17 protein-coding genes are annotated in these 16,293 nt (G+C 71.3%); 2 read left to right on the forward strand and 15 right to left on the reverse strand.

Annotated features, from left to right (window positions below):
- Window positions 1-85 precede the first annotated feature (85 nt).
- Window positions 86-1,354, forward strand: a complete 1,269-nt coding sequence (locus CHC11_RS12750; protein WP_089311907.1) for an MFS transporter — start codon at window positions 86-88, stop codon at window positions 1,352-1,354.
- A 22-nt stretch (window positions 1,355-1,376) separates the two neighbouring features.
- Here CHC11_RS12750 and CHC11_RS12755 read toward each other — a convergent pair whose 3' ends face one another.
- The 3 genes from CHC11_RS12755 to CHC11_RS12765 form a co-directional block, all read right to left on the reverse strand.
- Entirely contained in the window at window positions 1,377-1,772 is a 396-nt protein-coding gene (locus CHC11_RS12755; protein ID WP_089311908.1) for a hypothetical protein, read from the reverse strand.
- Between the two features lie 152 nt (window positions 1,773-1,924).
- Complete coding sequence (locus CHC11_RS12760; RefSeq protein WP_179278824.1) at window positions 1,925-3,211, reverse strand: MFS transporter; 1,287 nt, start codon at window positions 3,209-3,211, stop codon at window positions 1,925-1,927.
- An 864-nt stretch (window positions 3,212-4,075) separates the two neighbouring features.
- On the reverse strand, window positions 4,076-5,710 hold the full coding sequence (locus CHC11_RS12765; protein ID WP_179278825.1) for a helix-turn-helix domain-containing protein: 1,635 nt from the start codon (window positions 5,708-5,710) through the stop codon (window positions 4,076-4,078).
- Window positions 5,711-6,054: 344 nt separating this feature from the next.
- Here CHC11_RS12765 and CHC11_RS40250 point away from each other — a divergent pair, with 344 nt between their 5' ends.
- Entirely contained in the window at window positions 6,055-6,432 is a 378-nt protein-coding gene (locus tag CHC11_RS40250) for a hypothetical protein (protein ID WP_143227047.1), read from the forward strand.
- A 280-nt stretch (window positions 6,433-6,712) separates the two neighbouring features.
- On the opposite strand, the gene CHC11_RS12770 is transcribed toward CHC11_RS40250, so the two are convergent.
- From CHC11_RS12770 to CHC11_RS12825, 12 genes are read right to left on the reverse strand one after another with little or no spacing between them, the layout of a single operon-like run.
- The gene (locus tag CHC11_RS12770; RefSeq protein ID WP_089311911.1) at window positions 6,713-7,957 is read right to left on the reverse strand and encodes an amidohydrolase family protein; all 1,245 of its coding nucleotides are present in this window, start codon (window positions 7,955-7,957) and stop codon (window positions 6,713-6,715) included.
- Window positions 7,941-8,426: a VOC family protein gene (locus tag CHC11_RS12775; RefSeq protein WP_089311912.1), complete on the reverse strand. Its 486-nt coding sequence runs from the start codon at window positions 8,424-8,426 to the stop codon at window positions 7,941-7,943. Before CHC11_RS12775 ends, CHC11_RS12770 begins: the two co-directional genes overlap by 17 nt.
- Entirely contained in the window at window positions 8,423-9,331 is a 909-nt protein-coding gene (locus CHC11_RS12780; RefSeq protein WP_089311913.1) for an alpha/beta fold hydrolase, read from the reverse strand. Before CHC11_RS12780 ends, CHC11_RS12775 begins: the two co-directional genes overlap by 4 nt.
- A complete protein-coding gene (locus tag CHC11_RS12785; RefSeq protein ID WP_089311914.1) occupies window positions 9,328-10,194 on the reverse strand; it encodes an NAD(P)-dependent oxidoreductase in 867 nt (288 codons plus the stop codon). The genes CHC11_RS12780 and CHC11_RS12785 overlap by 4 nt, the downstream gene beginning before the upstream one ends.
- On the reverse strand, window positions 10,191-10,523 hold the full coding sequence (locus tag CHC11_RS12790; RefSeq protein WP_089311915.1) for a Dabb family protein: 333 nt from the start codon (window positions 10,521-10,523) through the stop codon (window positions 10,191-10,193). Before CHC11_RS12790 ends, CHC11_RS12785 begins: the two co-directional genes overlap by 4 nt.
- Complete coding sequence (locus tag CHC11_RS12795; RefSeq protein ID WP_179278826.1) at window positions 10,520-12,019, reverse strand: aldehyde dehydrogenase family protein; 1,500 nt, start codon at window positions 12,017-12,019, stop codon at window positions 10,520-10,522. Before CHC11_RS12795 ends, CHC11_RS12790 begins: the two co-directional genes overlap by 4 nt.
- Window positions 12,016-12,318 carry an NIPSNAP family protein gene (locus tag CHC11_RS12800; RefSeq protein ID WP_089311917.1) on the reverse strand — a complete coding sequence of 101 codons (303 nt, stop codon included), beginning with the start codon at window positions 12,316-12,318 and terminating at the stop codon, window positions 12,016-12,018. The genes CHC11_RS12795 and CHC11_RS12800 overlap by 4 nt, the downstream gene beginning before the upstream one ends.
- Before the next feature lie 22 nt (window positions 12,319-12,340).
- Window positions 12,341-12,976 (reverse strand): cysteine hydrolase family protein, encoded by a 636-nt coding sequence (locus CHC11_RS12805; RefSeq protein ID WP_089311918.1) that lies wholly within the window; start codon window positions 12,974-12,976, stop codon window positions 12,341-12,343.
- On the reverse strand, window positions 12,973-13,674 hold the full coding sequence (locus tag CHC11_RS12810; protein WP_089311919.1) for an MmgE/PrpD family protein: 702 nt from the start codon (window positions 13,672-13,674) through the stop codon (window positions 12,973-12,975). The genes CHC11_RS12805 and CHC11_RS12810 overlap by 4 nt, the downstream gene beginning before the upstream one ends.
- A complete protein-coding gene (locus CHC11_RS12815; protein WP_089311920.1) occupies window positions 13,671-15,029 on the reverse strand; it encodes an MmgE/PrpD family protein in 1,359 nt (452 codons plus the stop codon). Before CHC11_RS12815 ends, CHC11_RS12810 begins: the two co-directional genes overlap by 4 nt.
- Window positions 15,026-15,394, reverse strand: coding sequence for a cupin domain-containing protein (locus tag CHC11_RS12820; RefSeq protein WP_089311921.1), 369 nt, complete (start codon window positions 15,392-15,394; stop codon window positions 15,026-15,028). The genes CHC11_RS12815 and CHC11_RS12820 overlap by 4 nt, the downstream gene beginning before the upstream one ends.
- Window positions 15,391-16,254: a phosphoenolpyruvate hydrolase family protein gene (locus tag CHC11_RS12825; RefSeq protein ID WP_089311922.1), complete on the reverse strand. Its 864-nt coding sequence runs from the start codon at window positions 16,252-16,254 to the stop codon at window positions 15,391-15,393. Before CHC11_RS12825 ends, CHC11_RS12820 begins: the two co-directional genes overlap by 4 nt.
- Window positions 16,255-16,293 lie beyond the last annotated feature (39 nt).

The following is a 16,293-nucleotide window of genomic DNA, read 5'->3' on the forward strand; positions in this document are numbered from 1 at the left end:
CGCCGTTTCCCCGTCGCCCGTATCCCTCGCAACGGCGCTGGTGGCGCCGTTGCGAGCGGTTCACGCCTATCGAAAGAACTCTCTCGTGACGAATACCGTGCCCGCCCGGACCGAGGACCTCCCGCGTACCCAGGTGCAGCGTCGCATCCTGATCGTCCTGGTCGCCGCTCAGGTCCTCAGCGGCGGTGGACTGGCGGCCGGGGTGACGGTCGGTGCCCTGCTCGCGCAGGACATGCTCAGCTCCACCAGCCTTGCCGGTCTGCCCAGCGCTTTGGGCACCGCCGGTTCCGCGCTGGCGGCCCTCGCCGTCGGGCGCATCTCCCAAGCCCGCGGCCGCCGCCCCGGCCTTGCCGCCGGGTACCTGGCCGGCGCCGTCGGCAGCGCGGGCGTCATCGCCGCGGCCGTCGCCGGCAACGCCGTCCTGCTGTTCCTCTCGCTGTTCGTCTACGGCGCCGGCGCGGCCACCAACCTGCAGGCCCGCTACGCCGGAGCCGATCTGGCGTCCCCCGCACATCGCGCCAGCGCCGTGTCCACCGTGCTCGTCGCCACCACCCTGGGCGGCGTGGTCGGCCCCAACCTCGCCGCACCCACCGGCGACCTCGCTCGCACCCTCGGCATCCCCTACCTGGCCGGGCCGTTCCTTCTCGCCGGCGCCGCCTACGCCATGGCCGCCTTGATTCTGGCCATCTGGCTGCGCCCCGACCCGTTGCTGCTGGCCGGCGCCCTGGAAGCCGAGCGCACCGCCGCAGCGTGCGCGCAGCCGGGGGACGCCACCGGCCGACCGCGCCCGGCGGTCGATGGAGACCGCTCACGCCTGCTGGTCGGCGCGCTGGTCATGGTGCTCACCCAGCTGGTCATGGTCGCGATCATGACGATGACGCCCGTCCACATGCGCGACCACGGCCACGGCACCGACGGCTCCGGCTTCGTCATCGCCATCCACATCGGCGCGATGTACCTGCCTTCACCCGTGACCGGCTGGCTCGTCGACCGCTATGGTCGCCTCACGATCGCCGCCACCTCCGGGCTGATCCTGCTCGCCGCCGGAATCGTCGCCGCCAGCGCCCCCGGCGACTCCGTCGCTCCGCTCGCGGTGGCCCTCGCGCTGCTGGGTCTGGGCTGGAACTTCGGCATCGTCACCGGCACCGCGATCATCACCGACGCCGTCCCACCAGCCACCCGCGCCAAGGCCCAGGGCCAGGTCGATGTCGCCATCGCCATCGCCGGCGCCACCGGCGGCATGGCCTCGGGCCTCGTCGTCGCCGCTGCCGGCTACCCACTCATGGCCATCGGCGGCGGCATCCTGGCACTGGCCATCGTGCCGGCGGCCGTCGCCACCGCGCGCAGTCGATAGAAGTCGTCGCACAGCTCTGGGCTTACCGGGCCAGACCCGTCGCGTACGCCGCGTGCTGCGCCGCGAGGATCTCGTCGGCGGCCTCGCGGTGGACGGCGGCGTTCAACACGCCAGTAAATTGGGGAACATCTCGCAGGCTGGCCGAAACGTCGAGTAGTCGGGGAAGGCCTTGGCGAGGGGCACGGACCAGGGTGGCGTAAAGGGCCGGATGCGCGTAGCGGTCGACATCCAGGCGGAACAAGGAGTTTCGTGCGGCGCGCAGGCGCGCGGCCCGCATGGTGGCCGAGGTCCGCCCGGACTTGCGAGCAAGCCGTTTCTCTACGCTTGGACGAGTGAACGCCATCCTCAAACCCGCGATCGCGCCGCCGACGGGCCACTGCTGGAAGGCCCGCTCGGCGACGCCCTTGCCACCGGTCATGCCAGGTGGTGCCTGTCCGTGTCCCCTTGGGGTCAAGGACGCCTCCAGGGGAGCGATGAGCATCTCCCCGATGGCGTCACCGGTGCGGGGGCCTCGACGCTCGCTGGAAGGAACAGACCGCCGGTGCGTGGGGACGACCTTTGTCCACGGCGCTACCGGGTGGGGGCATTACGGGGGTGCTCATCGTGCTCCTTGACAGTGACGAGGGGCGCGGACGGCGACGGGACGCGGGGAAACGGCCGCCAGGTGATCAGCAGCATCAGCATGGTTCCGGCGGTGCACCACGCGCCTACGGCGACCGAGGGGGACCGGTGTTCGCTGAGCGCTCCGGTGATCAGGATCGCCGAGCCCTGGGCGATCTGGACGCCGCTGCTCATGACGCCGAACGCCCGAGCTCGGTACTGGCGGGGCAGGACCTCCTTGAACAGCGTCTGGGCCGAGGGCAGCAGCAAGGACATGATCACGCCGGATGCGGTGACCGATATCAGCACGGCCCACAGCGGCGGATCGAACAGGGCGGGGATCAGGGTGCAGGGGGCCAGGACCGCCAGCGGCCGGATCAGCCGGGTCCGGGTCTCGGCGGGCAGCAGGCGCGTCAGGGCCAGGCCCCCGACCACGACGCCGAGCGGGTTGGCAGCCATGATCAACCCCTGGGCCGCGCCGCCCCCCTCCATCTGACCCGCCCAAGCGGCGGCCAGCCCCTCTGGAACGATCACGAAGGTGACCGCACTGAAGCTGATGAAGGCGATCATGCGCATCAGCGGGTCGCCGAAGACGACCGAGTACCCCTGCCTGGTCTCCTGCCACAGTGTAGTGCGGCGCTCGCTGGGGAGCGTCGCGGGCCGCAGATGGACGCGGCGGTGCAACAGCAGGGCGGAGAGGCCGAACGTCGCGGCGTTCAACAGCAGTGCCACACGTGGGCTGTAGCCGGCGACGATCCCTCCGGCGGCATACCCGACGACCTGCGCGAGGTGAAAGACGGAGTTGTTGAGGGCCAGACCGAGCGCGTACCGGTCACCGGTGAGGATCTGGGGGAGCTGGGCTGAGCGGGCCGCCTCGAACGGCGGGGCGAACAGGCCACCGACCACCAGGAGCGCCAGCATGACCGGTACCGGAACGCCAGGCAGCGCGATCAGCGCGACCAGCACCACTCTGGCGAGGTCACAGAAGATCATCACCGAGCGGGACGCGCGCCGTTCGGCCATCGCCGCCAGGACGGGCCCGGCGGTGAGCCACGGCAGATAGCTCATGGCGAAGGCCGCCGCCGAGGCCATCGCCGAGCCGGTGCGGTCGAACACCAGCAAGGCGACCGCGGCCTTGCACAGATAGTCCCCAACCCAGGACAGCGCGCTCGCGGTGAACACCGCACGGTATTCCACCAGCGCGAACAGATCCCGGTAGCCGACCGTCCGAGCTGCTGGATCCGGCTGGAGGCTCACCGCGACACGCCCCAAAGCGACTGGCCCGGCAGAGCCGGGCCAGAGGTCTGTCTCAACTTAGTCCCACCTGGTGTCCTTGCTCATGGTTCACCTCCTTCGCACAAATGTCGTGAGGGCGTTCCTAGTCCCACCTGGTGTCGCTGTGACGCATGACGTCCCCCTTTCAACTCAAGATCATTAAGTCGGGCGAGGGAGCTTTTCTGAAAGCTCCACAAAGGGATGAAAGTCGTTAATTGATCAAGGTGTTCACCTGCGAACCCTGAAGTTGAGGCAGGCTCCGGCTGGTCGCCCTCTTTGGTTCCTGCCACGCGCTGGGCGCGCGCGAGGAACCAGCCGCCGCTGGATCAACGCATGATCCACCGGACACGCCTCAGTAGACGTCGACCTACGCCCTGACGATGTGGCAGCAATAGTCGTTCCCGAACACATTCGAGCGCGGGGATGGGACGCCGGACTGCTTGGTGACCCGCGGCCCGTAGACCGTGGTCGAAAGCGGGTATTTTCGTGAGTCGCACCAGTCCGCGACCCGGAGGCTATCGAAACCGCTCCCGCACAATGCACTGGCGTAGTTCCCCGCAGTGGATCAGGAGGCCGCGCGGTCGTCTACGGCCGCTTGGGCTGGGCAGCGATACCCAACAGGCCACCGGCGAGTGCCGTGACCATGGGGACCCGTATGCCGGTTGCATGTTTGCGAACTGTGCTCAACTGCATCTCCTGGCGCTCGGATCGTGACCCGGTCTGGATACGGTCCAGACGGCTGACGTGTTCCAACACCAACGGAACCTACATACGTGGCTGCTGCCACGCCCCATGCAGCCGAGGTGGCCCGCTGTGCATGTGAGGTGCGCCGGTCTGGAGCATCGGTCAGCTGCGCGGCGCCACCGGATCCGGCACGGCGGTCACCGAGATCTGCCCGGCGGCCACCAGCAGCCGCAGCACCTGGTACGGAGCGGCCCCCTGCTCTCCCAGAGGGAGCCTCAATAGCGCCCCCACCGCCGATAGCCGGGCCGCAAAGGTGTTCCGGTGCATCCCCAGCACCGTGGCGGTCGCGCCCGCGTGGCAGTTGTGCGCGAACCAACTGGCCAGCAGTCGTGTGGCATCACTCGTCTGATCCAGCACGGTGAGTTCGCGCGTCGCCCAGTTCACGACCGCCGGCTCCTGCAGCAGCGTCCGCAGTCTGGGCGGTGGCTCCGGTGCGTGGTCCGGCAGCAGCGGCAGGTCGGCGAGTTGGAAGGCCAGGTCCGCCACCGCACGGTGCGCGACCTGCCGGTGATCCAGTCCCATCGCCTGCATCACCACACGGAGCCGTTTGTTTGCCGTGGTGCGGTCGACGCCGAGCAACCGCCCCGCGCGCAGCGCCCCGTACGCCAGCGTGTGGCGAGCGGTCGGCACGGCCTGGGCCCGCTGTTCCGCCGTGAGTTTCCATAGCCCGGCGCAGACCTGGTGAGCCCACGTGCGTGCCTCCGGGGACAGGAACGTCAAGAGCGAGGAGCTGTCGGCGTCCCGGACGATTCCCTCCGGAACGTTCTCGGCGGCCGTCAGCGCCCGTATCGCGGCCCCGTAGGCCGAGGCAGTCTGGGACCACGGCCGTGGTCCGGAGACACCTGCGAGACGTCCGGGCCTCTGCCCCACTACCGGCCGCAGCAGGGCCAGTGGCGCCGCCTTGTCGTCCGCGTCCTGCGGTAGCACCACGATGATGTGCCGTGGGTCCGCTGGACACGGGACCACCAGCCCGCCATCGCCCACCGCCTCCTCGCAGGCAGCAGCAGTTCCCGTGCGGTCTTCTCCGGGCGCGCACTGCACCACGGCCACGACACCGCGTCCGGCGGCCAGCACTTCACCGACGCCGTACTCAGCCGCGCCCAGCCGGGCCAGCGGTTCGGCAACCCGTACCGCGCCCTCCCAGTTGCCGAGCATGAGGTACTGCAGCACCGACACCCGCACGCCTCGCAGCGCGGTGCACAGCACCTCCCGGTCTTGGCGGTACCGCACCGAACAGTCCAGCAGGGCCACCTGCCCCGCCACGTGGGCCAGCAACTGCCGCAGGTACGGCGGCCAGCCACCAGACCGAAGCGCGGCCAACACCCGGTGCGGCCGGTCGCGCCCGACAGCGTGCAGCACCAGCTCCTGCTCACCGAACGGCACGACGGCTGTACGCACCCGCCCGCACCGCACCAGCTCCACTTCCTGCGGCTGTTCGGCGGCCAGCCAGTCCCATTCCGCCTGTCCCGGCTCGATGAGCTTCACGGGACCGCCGGTAAGGGTGGCAACCTCCCGCAGCAACCGCGCTGGACCCGCGGCCTGTTCCATCAAGGACGCCGAGAGCGTCAGCACCCGGGCGGTTCTGCGCGCGTTCTCCCGCTCTTGCATCAGCTGCCTGCGCAGCACCCGGCGCAGGGTCTCGTTGGCATCCCAAGGCCCCGCCGGAACCAGCACCGCCAGCCCGGCAGCCCGGGCCGCCTCCGCGTAGGCCGGCGCCGCTGCGGGGGCGAATGCCACCGCAACCATTCCCGCGCGCACGAGTGCACGCAAAGCCACCCCCGCGCACTGCGGCCCCGGACTCCCAGGGCCGGTAGACAGCACAGCCAGCCCCGCACGCACCCGTGAAATGTCCGTCGGAAGCCGCCAGCGTGCGTCGCACGCCACCACATCATCCAGGTGCCGCAACTCGGCCCGTGCCGCTGTATCCCTCGACGGTTCCGCGAGGCGGAGTAGCGGTTCGGGACCGGTGGTCAAGTCGGGAATGTTCAGCATGGCAGGGCCGCATTGAGGCAGGGGCGAGGTCCGAAGACTACCCGCTTGGCGAACTTGCCGGCTTTCTTGCCAGCTCTGCCCTCGTTTGGTTGCGCGCGGGGCCGGCTCCGCCAGGAGCGGATGCGGTCGGCGGTGCCGTCGGCGTCAATATCCCGCGCCAGGTCGACCAGCGCGCGGGTGGCGCGGCCTCGCAGTCGGGGTTCGAGACGAAGAAGGCCGCGCTGAACTGGGGTGAGGAGCAGGAGGCCGGTATCCGGCGACATAGTTGGAACGATCCCCGTGACGGGACGGCGTTACCGGCCGACTGGGTCGAGTCGTGGTGGCCGGGACAGGATCCGGAGGCCGCCACCGAGGCCAGGTACCGCTACCTGATCGATCACCACATCGTGCCGACGTTCGGGAACCGGCCGCGGGTCGGCGCAAAACGAACACCGCCCTCTCTTGATCGCTTTATCGCTTCCACTTGAAAGTAGCCGACCTGGTCGACATGGCACACAACCTTACGCTCGAATGCACGCTTTCCCGCTGGCCTGACCTACGATTCTCACCCCGTGCGAAGACACCACGAGCTTGGCAGGACGATCTGCAGTCTCCACGTAAAACTGTCTTCTGAACTGACACGGACAGGACCTTCGACGAGCCTCACCCTCCCAGCACAGAGGCACTTTTCTTGTCTGAACGGTCACTTCACACCCGCCAGCCGGTGAAAGCCCGAGGCTAACGCCCACACGGTGGCTGGTTTCGGCTTCAGGCCGTCCAGACAGTTGAAGTAGCGCCGCCTACTATGCGGCCTCGCTTGATGGTGGTTCGATGGCCGGGGGCGTTCCGGAGCACGTCGCTGAGGTGGGCGGCCGAGAACAGCACCAGGTCCGCCACGGCTCCCACCTGGATGCCTTCGGCCGGTGCGCCGACGTAGTGCGCCGCGTTCACCGTCACCATGTCGAAGACCTGCCTGAGCTGCCGGTCCGACCACATGCGGGCGGCGATGGCGGTCACCATGGCGACCTCCGCCGGATCAAGGCGGCCGAACGGGAACCACATGTCGTTCATGTTGTCGCCTCCCGCGGCGACGGGGACACCTTGGGCGAGCAGTGACCTGAGACGGGCCACTCCCCTGCCTGGGGGGCAGGGAGAGTCCCCCACCAGCAGCAGGTTGCCCATCGGGCAGACGCAGACGGCGATCCCTGCGGCGAGCACGGCTTCGACGACCTCGGTAGCGGTCGTTTCGTCGTAGGCGTCCAGGGCGCAGCAGTGACCGGCTCGGACGCGGCCGGTGAGGCCGGCGTCGACGGTTCTGCGCGCGAGTTCCTCCAGGTCGCGCTGGGCGGGATCGTAGCTGTAGTCGCAGTGGACGTCGAGGTCCGCGCCGGTCTCCGCGGCCAGTTCGACGAGCAGGTCGAGGTGCCGGGGCCGGTCCCCGGGCTCCTCCACGTCGGGGGCCCCGCCGACTACGTCGGCGCCCGAGGTCAGGGCTTCGCGGAGGAGCCGCAGCGCTCCAGGGTCGCGGACGATGCTCTCCTGGGGAAACGCCACGAGCTGGATGTCGATCAGGTCGCGGTGGCGGTCCCGCAGATCGGCCATGACGCCGAGGGCCGACAGTCCCCCCACCGGGTCGACGTCGACATGGGCGCGCAGCGTTCCCACGCCGTGGCCGACGGCGAGCCGGATCGCGGTGGTCGCGCGGTCCCTCAATTCCTCGGGGGTGTAACGGACTTTGACGTACCGGGTGCGCTCGAGCGCGGCGTCCAGAGGGTGGTCATGGTCGCTCGGGGGCAGGTCCGGGTGTGTGAGCGCCTTGTCCATGTGGAAATGAGGTTCGACGAAGGCGGGCGCCAGAAGCCCGCCCTCGGCGTCGATGATCTTCGCGGCCGGCGGGGCCGGGAGGTCGCCGATCGCAGCGATCCGCCCGCCGGCCAGGTGGACGTCGACCGGGGCGGTCGAGTCGAGCAGGCGCGCGCCGCGGATCAGCAGCGGTTCAGGTTCGGGTGGCATCGGACTGGTCTTGCTCGGTGCCGAACCCGTCCAGCCCACTGCGCTCCTCCGGGGTCGTCAGTTCCTCGAACAGCGTGATCTGCACGCCGCCGGGCGCGTCCAGGCGGGCGTTGAGCGACTGCCAGGGGGTGACGGTGGGCGGGGCGACGGGTTCGGCACCCGCGTCCAACAATCGCTCGTTGACCGAGCGGGTGTCGCCGACCTCGAACGCGACCCTGAACTTCGGCGCGACCTGCCGGCCCACCTCCACCTCATCGATGAGCCGCTTCTGCGCCGGGTTGGCGATCTCAAGCGTCGCCCGGCCGGCGTCGAGGATCACCACCCGGGCGTCACCCTCGCCCGAGAACGCGGCCTGCTCGGGCAGGCCGAGTGCGTCGCGGAAGAAGGCGACGGCGGCCTCATAGTCCTCCGCCTCGATGACAAGACGCAGTTGGCGGACGGCAGGAGCGTCGTCTCGCTCGGTGGTCATGGCAACTCCTTCGCTTCGAGCCGTACGGGTGTCATGCCGACAAGACCGCGACCGAGAGTGGCGGGGTCCCTGGGCACCCACCGGTCGTGGGTGACCTTCTCCAAGAAGTCGTCGAGCAGCGCGTTGAACGCCCCGGGCTCTTCCAGGTTGATGGTGTGGCCGGTACGCGGCAACACCGCCAGGGCGGCCCCGGGGATGGTCCGCTTGAGCATGACCTTGACGTCGAGGCAACCATCGTCCTCGTCGCCGACGACCAGCAGGACGGGGGTCCGCACCGCCGCCAGGCGGTCGCACAGGTCGTACAGCGAGGGGCGTTCGGCGAGAACCTGGGAGAACGTCAGCGACATGCCGATCGGGTCCCGTCCGGCCAACCGTTCGCCGAACGAACGCCATCCGTCAGGGTCCTTGAGCCGGTACTGAACACGCGTGGGGCCGTTCTGGTAGGCGTCCGCGGCAGCCCGCACGTCCTCCCGGAACATGCGGGCGGCCGTGTGCGCCTCTTCGGTGAACCCGGCCCGCTGGTGCGGCGCCGAGCCGTACCCTGCCCCGGCCACCGTCGCGCTGAGGCAGCGTTCCGGGTGCTGCAGCATCAGGTGGACGGCGCAGAAGCCGCCCATCGAGAGGCCTACGACGTGGGCGGCGTCGAAGCCCAGCCCGTCCAGGACGGCGACCGCGTCCTGGACGGCGATGTGCTGCCCGTAGCTGTCCGAGCCGACTGGGACGTCGGACGGCGGGTAGCCGCGCGCGTTGTAGCGAACGCAGGTGTACCGGTCGGTGAAATGCGCCACCTGCGCTCGCCAGTCGTGCAGGTCACCGGCCACCTCATGCAGGAAGAGCAGGGGCGGACCGGCCCCTTCCACCTCGACGGCCAGGCGAGTGCCGTCGGGGGCCGCCACCCTGATCATTCCGGCGCCTCCCCGGCCCGGGCACCCTTGAGCGCGGCCCATGCCGGCCACACGTGCCGCATGAGCTGGAACGCCAGCGCGGTGACGGGCATGGGGAAGTCGCCAGTGTCCGCTTCCCGCTGCACCGACCGCATGTCCTTCAGGAGGATGTCGAGGTCCTCGCCGGGCACGTAGTGCTCCCACCAGGGCTTGACACGCCGCCAGTTGTCCACGACCCAGCTGCCGCCCACGCTGACCGAGAGCATCTCCATCAACTGGTCTTCAGCAACGCCGAACTCGTCGGCCAGACGGATCGCCTCGTACACGCCCAGCATGTTGACGCCGAAGGTGAGCTGCACGGCGAGCTTGGCCGCCTGGGCAGTGCCCACCTCCTCTCCGACATGGAAAATGTTGCGGCCCATGAGGTCCAGGAGGGGGCGAAGCCGTCCGAACACCTCGGGCGCGGCCGACACCATCAGCGTCAGTGCGCCCGCCTCGGCACCCCAGGGTCCCCCGGACATGGTCGCGTCGACGGCGGTCACGCCGTGTCCGCCGAGTTCGGCCGCCAGAGCGCGCATCGTGGAGGGGTCGAGGGTGCTGGCCACGACGACGGTGAGCGGGCGGCCCTCCTGGGCGACGCCATGCTCGCCGAGCAGGACCTCGCGGGTCTGCGCGGCGTCCCGGACCACGGACAGGATCACGCCCGAGGACGCCCTGGCCGCCTCCAGGGGGGAGTCCACCAGCCGGACGCCCGCCTCGGCGGCCTTCTCGCGGCGTTCCGGCGAGGGATCGTATCCGTGTACTTCGTGGCCGCCCTTGACGAGGTTGCCGGCCATTCCGAGCCCCATCGCGCCAAGGCCGATGAAGCCGATGCTTTCCGTCATGTCCGCTGCGCTCCCTGGGATGCGAGGCCGGTGGCGGCCGCCGGCAGGTCGACGACCAGCACCGAATCGGCCGCCGCGGGCAGTTCGCGGGCCAACTCGGCGTGCCGGGGGTTTCGAAGGTAGGCATCGCGGGCGCGCTCGCCGGGGAAGGCGATGGCGAGCCCGGTCGTGTAGCCGCCGCCGAACGGCTCGATGCTCACGTCGGGGCCGGCGTAGACGTCGCCGGCGCCCAGTTCGGCGGCAAGCGCGGCGAGCCGGGAGGCGAGGTCGTCGGCCCGCGACTCCTGCCCGTCCCGCGGCCTGACGAGCACGATGTGGACGAGGTTCACCGGACCGCCCCCTTTCCGGCGAACGGGCTCACGCGGGGTTCTCCGCGGAACTGCACCGTCTTGTACTCGGTGAACTCCCGCATTCCCTCCTCCCCGCCCTCGCGTCCGAAGCCGGACGCCTTCACGCCGCCGAACGCCAGCGCCGGTGACCCGTCGCTGGCGGTGTTCACCCAGACGGTGCCGGCCTGCAGCTCACCGCTGACCGCGAAGCCGCGGTCGAGATCCCGGGTCCACAGGGACTGGGCGAGGCCGTACTCTGTGGCGTTCGCCAGCTCGACGGCCTCCCGGTCGGTGCCGAAAGTCGTCACCGACAGGACGGGCCCGAAGATCTCCTTCTGGAACACCGGCGACTCGCGGTCCACGGAGGCGATCACGGTCGGCTGGTAGAAGGCGCCCTCCGCCAGTTCGGGGTCGTCGGGTGGACTCCCCCCGGTCAGGACCTTCCCGCCAGCGTCGACCCCGGCGAGCACGGCCGCGTGGACCCGGTCCCGGTGTTCGTGGTGGATGAGCGCCCCGATGTCGGCCCGAGGGTCGTCGGGCATCCCCACCCGCAGCGCGGACGCGCGGGCGGCGACCGCGGCGGTGAAATCGTCGGCCACGGTCTCGTCCACGAGGAGCCGCGAACTGGCGACGCACGACTCCCCCTGGTTGGCGAAGGCGGCGAAGACGATGCCGTCGGCCGCGGCTTCCAGGTCGGCGTCGGCGAAGACCACGTTGCCGGTCTTGCCGCCCAGTTCCAGCCCGACCCGGGTGAGGGAGTCGGCGGCCGCGCGCATCACCTCCCGGCCGACGCGCGTTGATCCGGTGAACGAGACGTAGGAGACCAGGGGGTGGGTCACCATGGGGAGCCCGGCGCCGGGCCCCGTGCCGGTGACCACGTTCACCACCCCGGGCGGGAAGCCCGCGTCCTCGCAGCGGGCGGCGATCTCCAGCGCGCTGCCGGAGGTGAACTCCGACGGCTTCACCACCACGGTGCACCCGGCGGCCAGGGCGTAGGGAAGCTTCTGCAGGAGGACGAGTGCCGGGAAGTTCCACGGGATGATCAGCGCGGCGGCCCCCACCGGTTCCCGGGTCGCGAGCGCGGTGTACGCGGGTGCCAGGCCGGTGTAGGCCTCGCCCTTGGACGTGCGGGCGAGCGCCGCGGCCTGCCGGACGTGCGCGATGCCGAGCCCGATGTCGCCGCGCGCGAACGCCAGCGGCTTCCCGACCTCCTCGGAGTCGAGGGCGGCGAGCCGGTCGGCGTCGTGTTCCAGAAGTGCGGCCAGGTTCTCCAGGAGCCCGGCACGGGCCATCGCGGGGGTGCGCCGCCATTCCGCGGATGCGAACGCCCGGGCGGCGGCGCAGGCGGCGGCGTCCACGTCGTCCGCCGTGCCGGCGGCATAGCGGGCCACAACCCTGTTCGAGGCCGGGGCGCGTCGCTCCAGGAGCGGGCCGTCGACCCGCTCTCCGGCGATGTGGTGGCCGTGGACGCGGACGGCGGTGTCAAGGGAGCTCATCGGCTCAGCTCCACGATCTCGCTGCCCGCGATGTGCGGGACCTGGCCCCGGCCGGCCTCGACGACCGCCTGCCATTCGGGATCCTCGCGGAACGCCGTCCAGCGGGTCTCGCGGTCGTGCTCGTCGGCGAACTCCAGGACGTAGACGAGTTGCTCCCCCTTGGTCAGCCGCCGCAGCCAGGGGCCGTGCGCGGTGATGCCGTGCTTGGCGAACAGGGGGAGGCTGGTGCCGACGAACTGGTCGAGCAGCGCCTCGGTGTGGCCTGGCGTGATGGTGTAGTAGCGCAGTTCTGCGATCATGTGGCCTCCTTGTGGGGGTCGGTCAGGTCCAGACGGCAAGGACGTCCCCGGTCGCCGCCACCACGGCGAACCGGCTCTCGGCTGTGCGGAGCGCCGCGGCGTGCAGACCCATGTCCCACGACGCGCAGGCGTCGGCGGCGATCGTGACGTAGAAGTCGCGAGCGAACGCCTCGCGGGCGGTGGTGTCCACGCAGACGTTGGTGGAGACGCCGCAGCAGAGGACGCTGTCGCGTCCCAGGCTCCGCAGGATCAGTTCCAGGTTGGTCCCGGTGAAGCCGCCGTAGCGGTATTTCTTGACGACATGGTCTCCGGGCCGGGGCGCGACCTCCTCGGCGATCTCCTGCCCCCAGGATCCGTCGAGGCAGATGTCGGGGGCGGAGTACGCGGCGCGTGAGCGCGCGTCCCGCCACACCGGTGAGTCACAGGCGCCGCCCGGCAGGGTGGTGTGCTGGCTGTGGATTACGGCCACCCCGGCGTCGCGGGCGGCCTCGGCGAGCTCGGCGGCGACGGGCAGGACCCGCTGGGCGTGGCTGACGTCCCGGCCGCCCACGGTGGCGGTCTTGCCGCGTGGATGGACGAAGTCGTTGGACAGGTCGACAAGGATCAGCGCCGTCCGGTCCGGCCGCAGCCGGTCGGCCAGCGTGGCGGTCGCCGTCATGACAGTGCCTCCGCGGCTCGCTCGATCGGGTTCGGCCGTCGCTCTTGCCGGCCGGGCGGCGGGGTCCGGGCTTCCGCGGTCGGGAGCGCGGTGACGAGCCACCGCCGGCCGAGCCGGTCGGCCGCGGCGGCCGGGTCCGCGGTGGGTGCCATCAGCGCGTACAGGCCGCGCCTTCCTTCCAGGCCGGTGACGGGAGCGGTCATGCCCGCGCCGGCCAGCCGGGCGGCCTCCAGTCCGTTGCGGGCGGCCATGCGTCGCTGGAACGTTCCGAGCAGGGTGCCCGACAGGATCTCCAGCCCGGACGCCTGGGTGACGGCGATGGCGACCGCGCGGGCCGTCGCCTCCCCGTCCAGGCCGTCGTGGCGGGCGGCGGCGCAGGCAGAGCCGACGAGCACGGCCGCGCACACCGGATCCCACCCGCCCACGACGTGGCCGTCCAGCGAGTCGCGCACCCGCAGAGCGGGTTCCAGCCCGGCGGCCAGACTTTCCGTAGCGAGGGCGTCGGCGCTGCCGGCGTGATGCAGAAGGGCGCAGGCGACCCAGTAGGCGACCGCCGCCCGCTGGTCGCGGACGGACGCCGCCTCCAGTCCCGACAGGTTCTCGCACAGAGCCGTCGCGGCGGCGGCCGCGTCCGGCGGGACGGGCGTCTCGGCGACGAAGCCGGCGACGCTCGCGGTCGTCCCCTCGGTAGCGGTCATCGGGCCACCACTTCCCTCCGGGTCTCCTCCAGCAGCGCCTGGACGGTCCCCGGCCCGGAACCCTCCCCCAGGCGCGCGACCGCCTCCCAGATCGCCCGTGCCCGGCCTGGCGCCAGGGCCTCGGCCTTGCCGATGAGCTCGTCGTCGGTCAGCGGGCGCTGCAGGCTTCCCCGCGCGTGCTCGATGGCCGACACGACGGTTCCCCCGTCGGCGGTGTGGATCTCCAGTACGGCCGAGTCCCGCGGCATGCGGGGTTCCGGGCACAGCTCGACGCGCGCCCGCAGGCGGGCCAGCACCGGGTCGGCCACCGCCGCGTCGCCGAACTCCGCGAGCCCGCCGGTGCCGCGGGCAAGGCCGGCGGCCACCCCGTGCACCGCCGAGAAGCGCGCCTGCAGACCGGTCCGCGGGTCGAGCCGCCCCATCAGCTCCGGAACCAGCGGATGGCAGCGGTAGCGGATCCGGACGACGTCCGCCGGGGCTACACCGCGGTCGTGGGCTCCAACGGCCGCGTCGATACCGGGGTGCGCGACGATGCCGCAGGGATAGGGCTTGAAGGTGTTATCGGCCAGCTCCCAACGCGTCCCGAACCCGTCGAGAAGGCGGCCCGGGGACCGGCCCCCGGGCGCGAGGGCGCGCAGCAGCCCGCCGGTGTCCGGGAGGACTGCCGCGGCGCCCGCGGTGAACCGGCCGCGGGCGGCCTCCGCGGCGGCCAGTACCCCACCCGCGGCCGCCTTCCCGGCGTGGAAGGGCTTGACCTCCGTACCGAACGCCTCCCGGTGCCCGAGCGTCTGCAGGGACGCCAGCCGGAGTGCGGCCGCCAGCCGGTCGCGACCGGGCGCGCCGAGCAGTCCGGCGGTTACCGCGGCTCCGACGACCCCGCAGGTACCGGTGATGTGCCAGCCACGGTCGTAATGCTCCGGACTGACCGCCAGGCCGAGCCGCAGCTGCACTTCGCAGCCGAGGGCGAAGGCCGTAAGCAGGTCCCGTCCGGAGGCGGCGGCGGGCCAGCCCGCCGCCCACGCCGCACCGAGGACGCTCGCTCCGGGGTGGATGACCGTCACCAGGTGGGTGTCGTCGAAGTCGTCCAGGTGCGCGGCGAAGCCGGTGAGCAGCGCTGCGTCGGCCGGGCTCGCGTTCTCGCGCATCCCGGGAGCCGCGGGCATGCCGGTCGGTGCGGCCAGGGCGGTGGCGAGTCTGCCGACCTGGGGAGAGCCGGACGCTCCCAGGGCCACCGCCAGGACGTTGAAGAGCGTCCGGCGCGCGGCCTTCGCCACCTCTCCGGGGAGCGGCCGGGAGGCGGAGTCGAGCACCGCCTCGGCGATCTCCTCGTAGGAGGGTTCGGCACCGGTGGTCATGTGCTCGGCTCCAGCCAGGTGATGGCGCCGAAGGAGACGGCCAGCTGGGCCAGCCCGGCGTCGGAGGCCCCGTGCCAGTGCTCCTCGCCCGGCTCGATCCACACGATGTCGCCTCCGGTCACCTCCAACGGGTCGCGTCCGCGGCGCCCGACGAAGCCGGAACCCGCCACGATGTGGATCACCTGGCCGTCGGCGTGGCTGTGCCAGTGGCCGCGTACGCCCGGGTCGAGCCGGATCAGCGCGGTGGTCGCCTTGCTGGTAGGGCACCCCTGGACGGAGGAGCTGAACGCGGCGCCGGTGAAGCGTTCCGGTTCGGGGACCGGTGCGGGGTCCTTCAGCAGGTCCGCGGTACGGAAGAGCTTCACGCCATGACCTCCCTCTCGTGCGGACCGTCGGCGGCGGGTTCGACGGAGACCTCGGTGAAGCGCCGCATGGTGTCGACGAGGGCGGTCTCCGCGGGCAGCCGCTCCATGCTGGACGCGCCCAGGAAACCGGCGGCCCCCGGGACCATCCGCAGCACTTCCTGGGCGTCGTCGGGCGTGGCGATCGGTCCTCCGTGGCACACGACCAGCACGTCCTCCCGAGCGGACTTGGCCTCGTCGCGGATCTCCCGCGTCCGCGCCGCCGCGTCGGCGAGCGACATGGGGGACCTGGCGCCGATCATCCCGGCGGCCGTCAGCCCGACGTGCGCCACGACGATGTCGGCGCCCGCGGCGGCCATGTCATGCGCCTCCTGCTCGGTGCGCACGTAGGCGGCCGTGATCAGGTCCATCTCGCGGGCGGTGCGGACCATCTCCACCTCCTTGTCGAAGCCGTAGCCGGTGGCTTCCAGGTCCGCCCGAACGCTGCCGTCCAGGAGGCAGACCGACGGGAAGTTCTGCACCCCCGCGAATCCGAGTTCCCTGAGCTGCCCCAGGAACAGCGGGATGTTCTTGAACGGGTCCGTGGCGCAGACGCCGGCGAGCACCGGTGTCCTGCGCACCACCGGGAGGACCTCTGCGGACATCTCCACGACGATGTCGTTGGCGTTGCCGTAGGGCATCATCCCCGCCATCGACCCGCGCCCGGCCATGCGGAACCTGCCCGCGTTGTAGATGACGATGAAGTCGACACCGGCCTCCTCCGCGCACTTGGCGGACAGGCCGGTACCGGCACCCGCGCCGATCAGGGCGCGGCCCGACCGGACCCGCTCGTGGAACAGGGGAACGTAGTGCTGGCGGCTCATTGCCGTTACCTCCAAGTGGGTGTGGGACGGGCTGCCTCC

This window comes from Actinomadura mexicana (assembly GCF_900188105.1).
Lineage (GTDB): Bacteria > Actinomycetota > Actinomycetes > Streptosporangiales > Streptosporangiaceae > Spirillospora > Spirillospora mexicana.

Coding starts and splice junctions, on each gene's coding strand:
- CHC11_RS12785 (WP_089311914.1), bottom strand. CDS start 10,194: ATGACGGAAAGCATCGGCTTCATCGGCCTTGGCGCGATGGGGCTCGGA.
- CHC11_RS12770 (WP_089311911.1), bottom strand. CDS start 7,957: ATGCCACCCGAACCTGAACCGCTGCTGATCCGCGGCGCGCGCCTGCTC.
- CHC11_RS12805 (WP_089311918.1), bottom strand. CDS start 12,976: ATGACGGCGACCGCCACGCTGGCCGACCGGCTGCGGCCGGACCGGACG.
- CHC11_RS12800 (WP_089311917.1), bottom strand. CDS start 12,318: ATGATCGCAGAACTGCGCTACTACACCATCACGCCAGGCCACACCGAG.
- CHC11_RS12810 (WP_089311919.1), bottom strand. CDS start 13,674: ATGACCGCTACCGAGGGGACGACCGCGAGCGTCGCCGGCTTCGTCGCC.
- CHC11_RS12775 (WP_089311912.1), bottom strand. CDS start 8,426: ATGACCACCGAGCGAGACGACGCTCCTGCCGTCCGCCAACTGCGTCTT.
- CHC11_RS12780 (WP_089311913.1), bottom strand. CDS start 9,331: ATGATCAGGGTGGCGGCCCCCGACGGCACTCGCCTGGCCGTCGAGGTG.
- CHC11_RS12815 (WP_089311920.1), bottom strand. CDS start 15,029: ATGACCACCGGTGCCGAACCCTCCTACGAGGAGATCGCCGAGGCGGTG.
- CHC11_RS12795 (WP_179278826.1), bottom strand. CDS start 12,019: ATGAGCTCCCTTGACACCGCCGTCCGCGTCCACGGCCACCACATCGCC.
- CHC11_RS12825 (WP_089311922.1), bottom strand. CDS start 16,254: ATGAGCCGCCAGCACTACGTTCCCCTGTTCCACGAGCGGGTCCGGTCG.
- CHC11_RS12755 (WP_089311908.1), bottom strand. CDS start 1,772: ATGACCGGTGGCAAGGGCGTCGCCGAGCGGGCCTTCCAGCAGTGGCCC.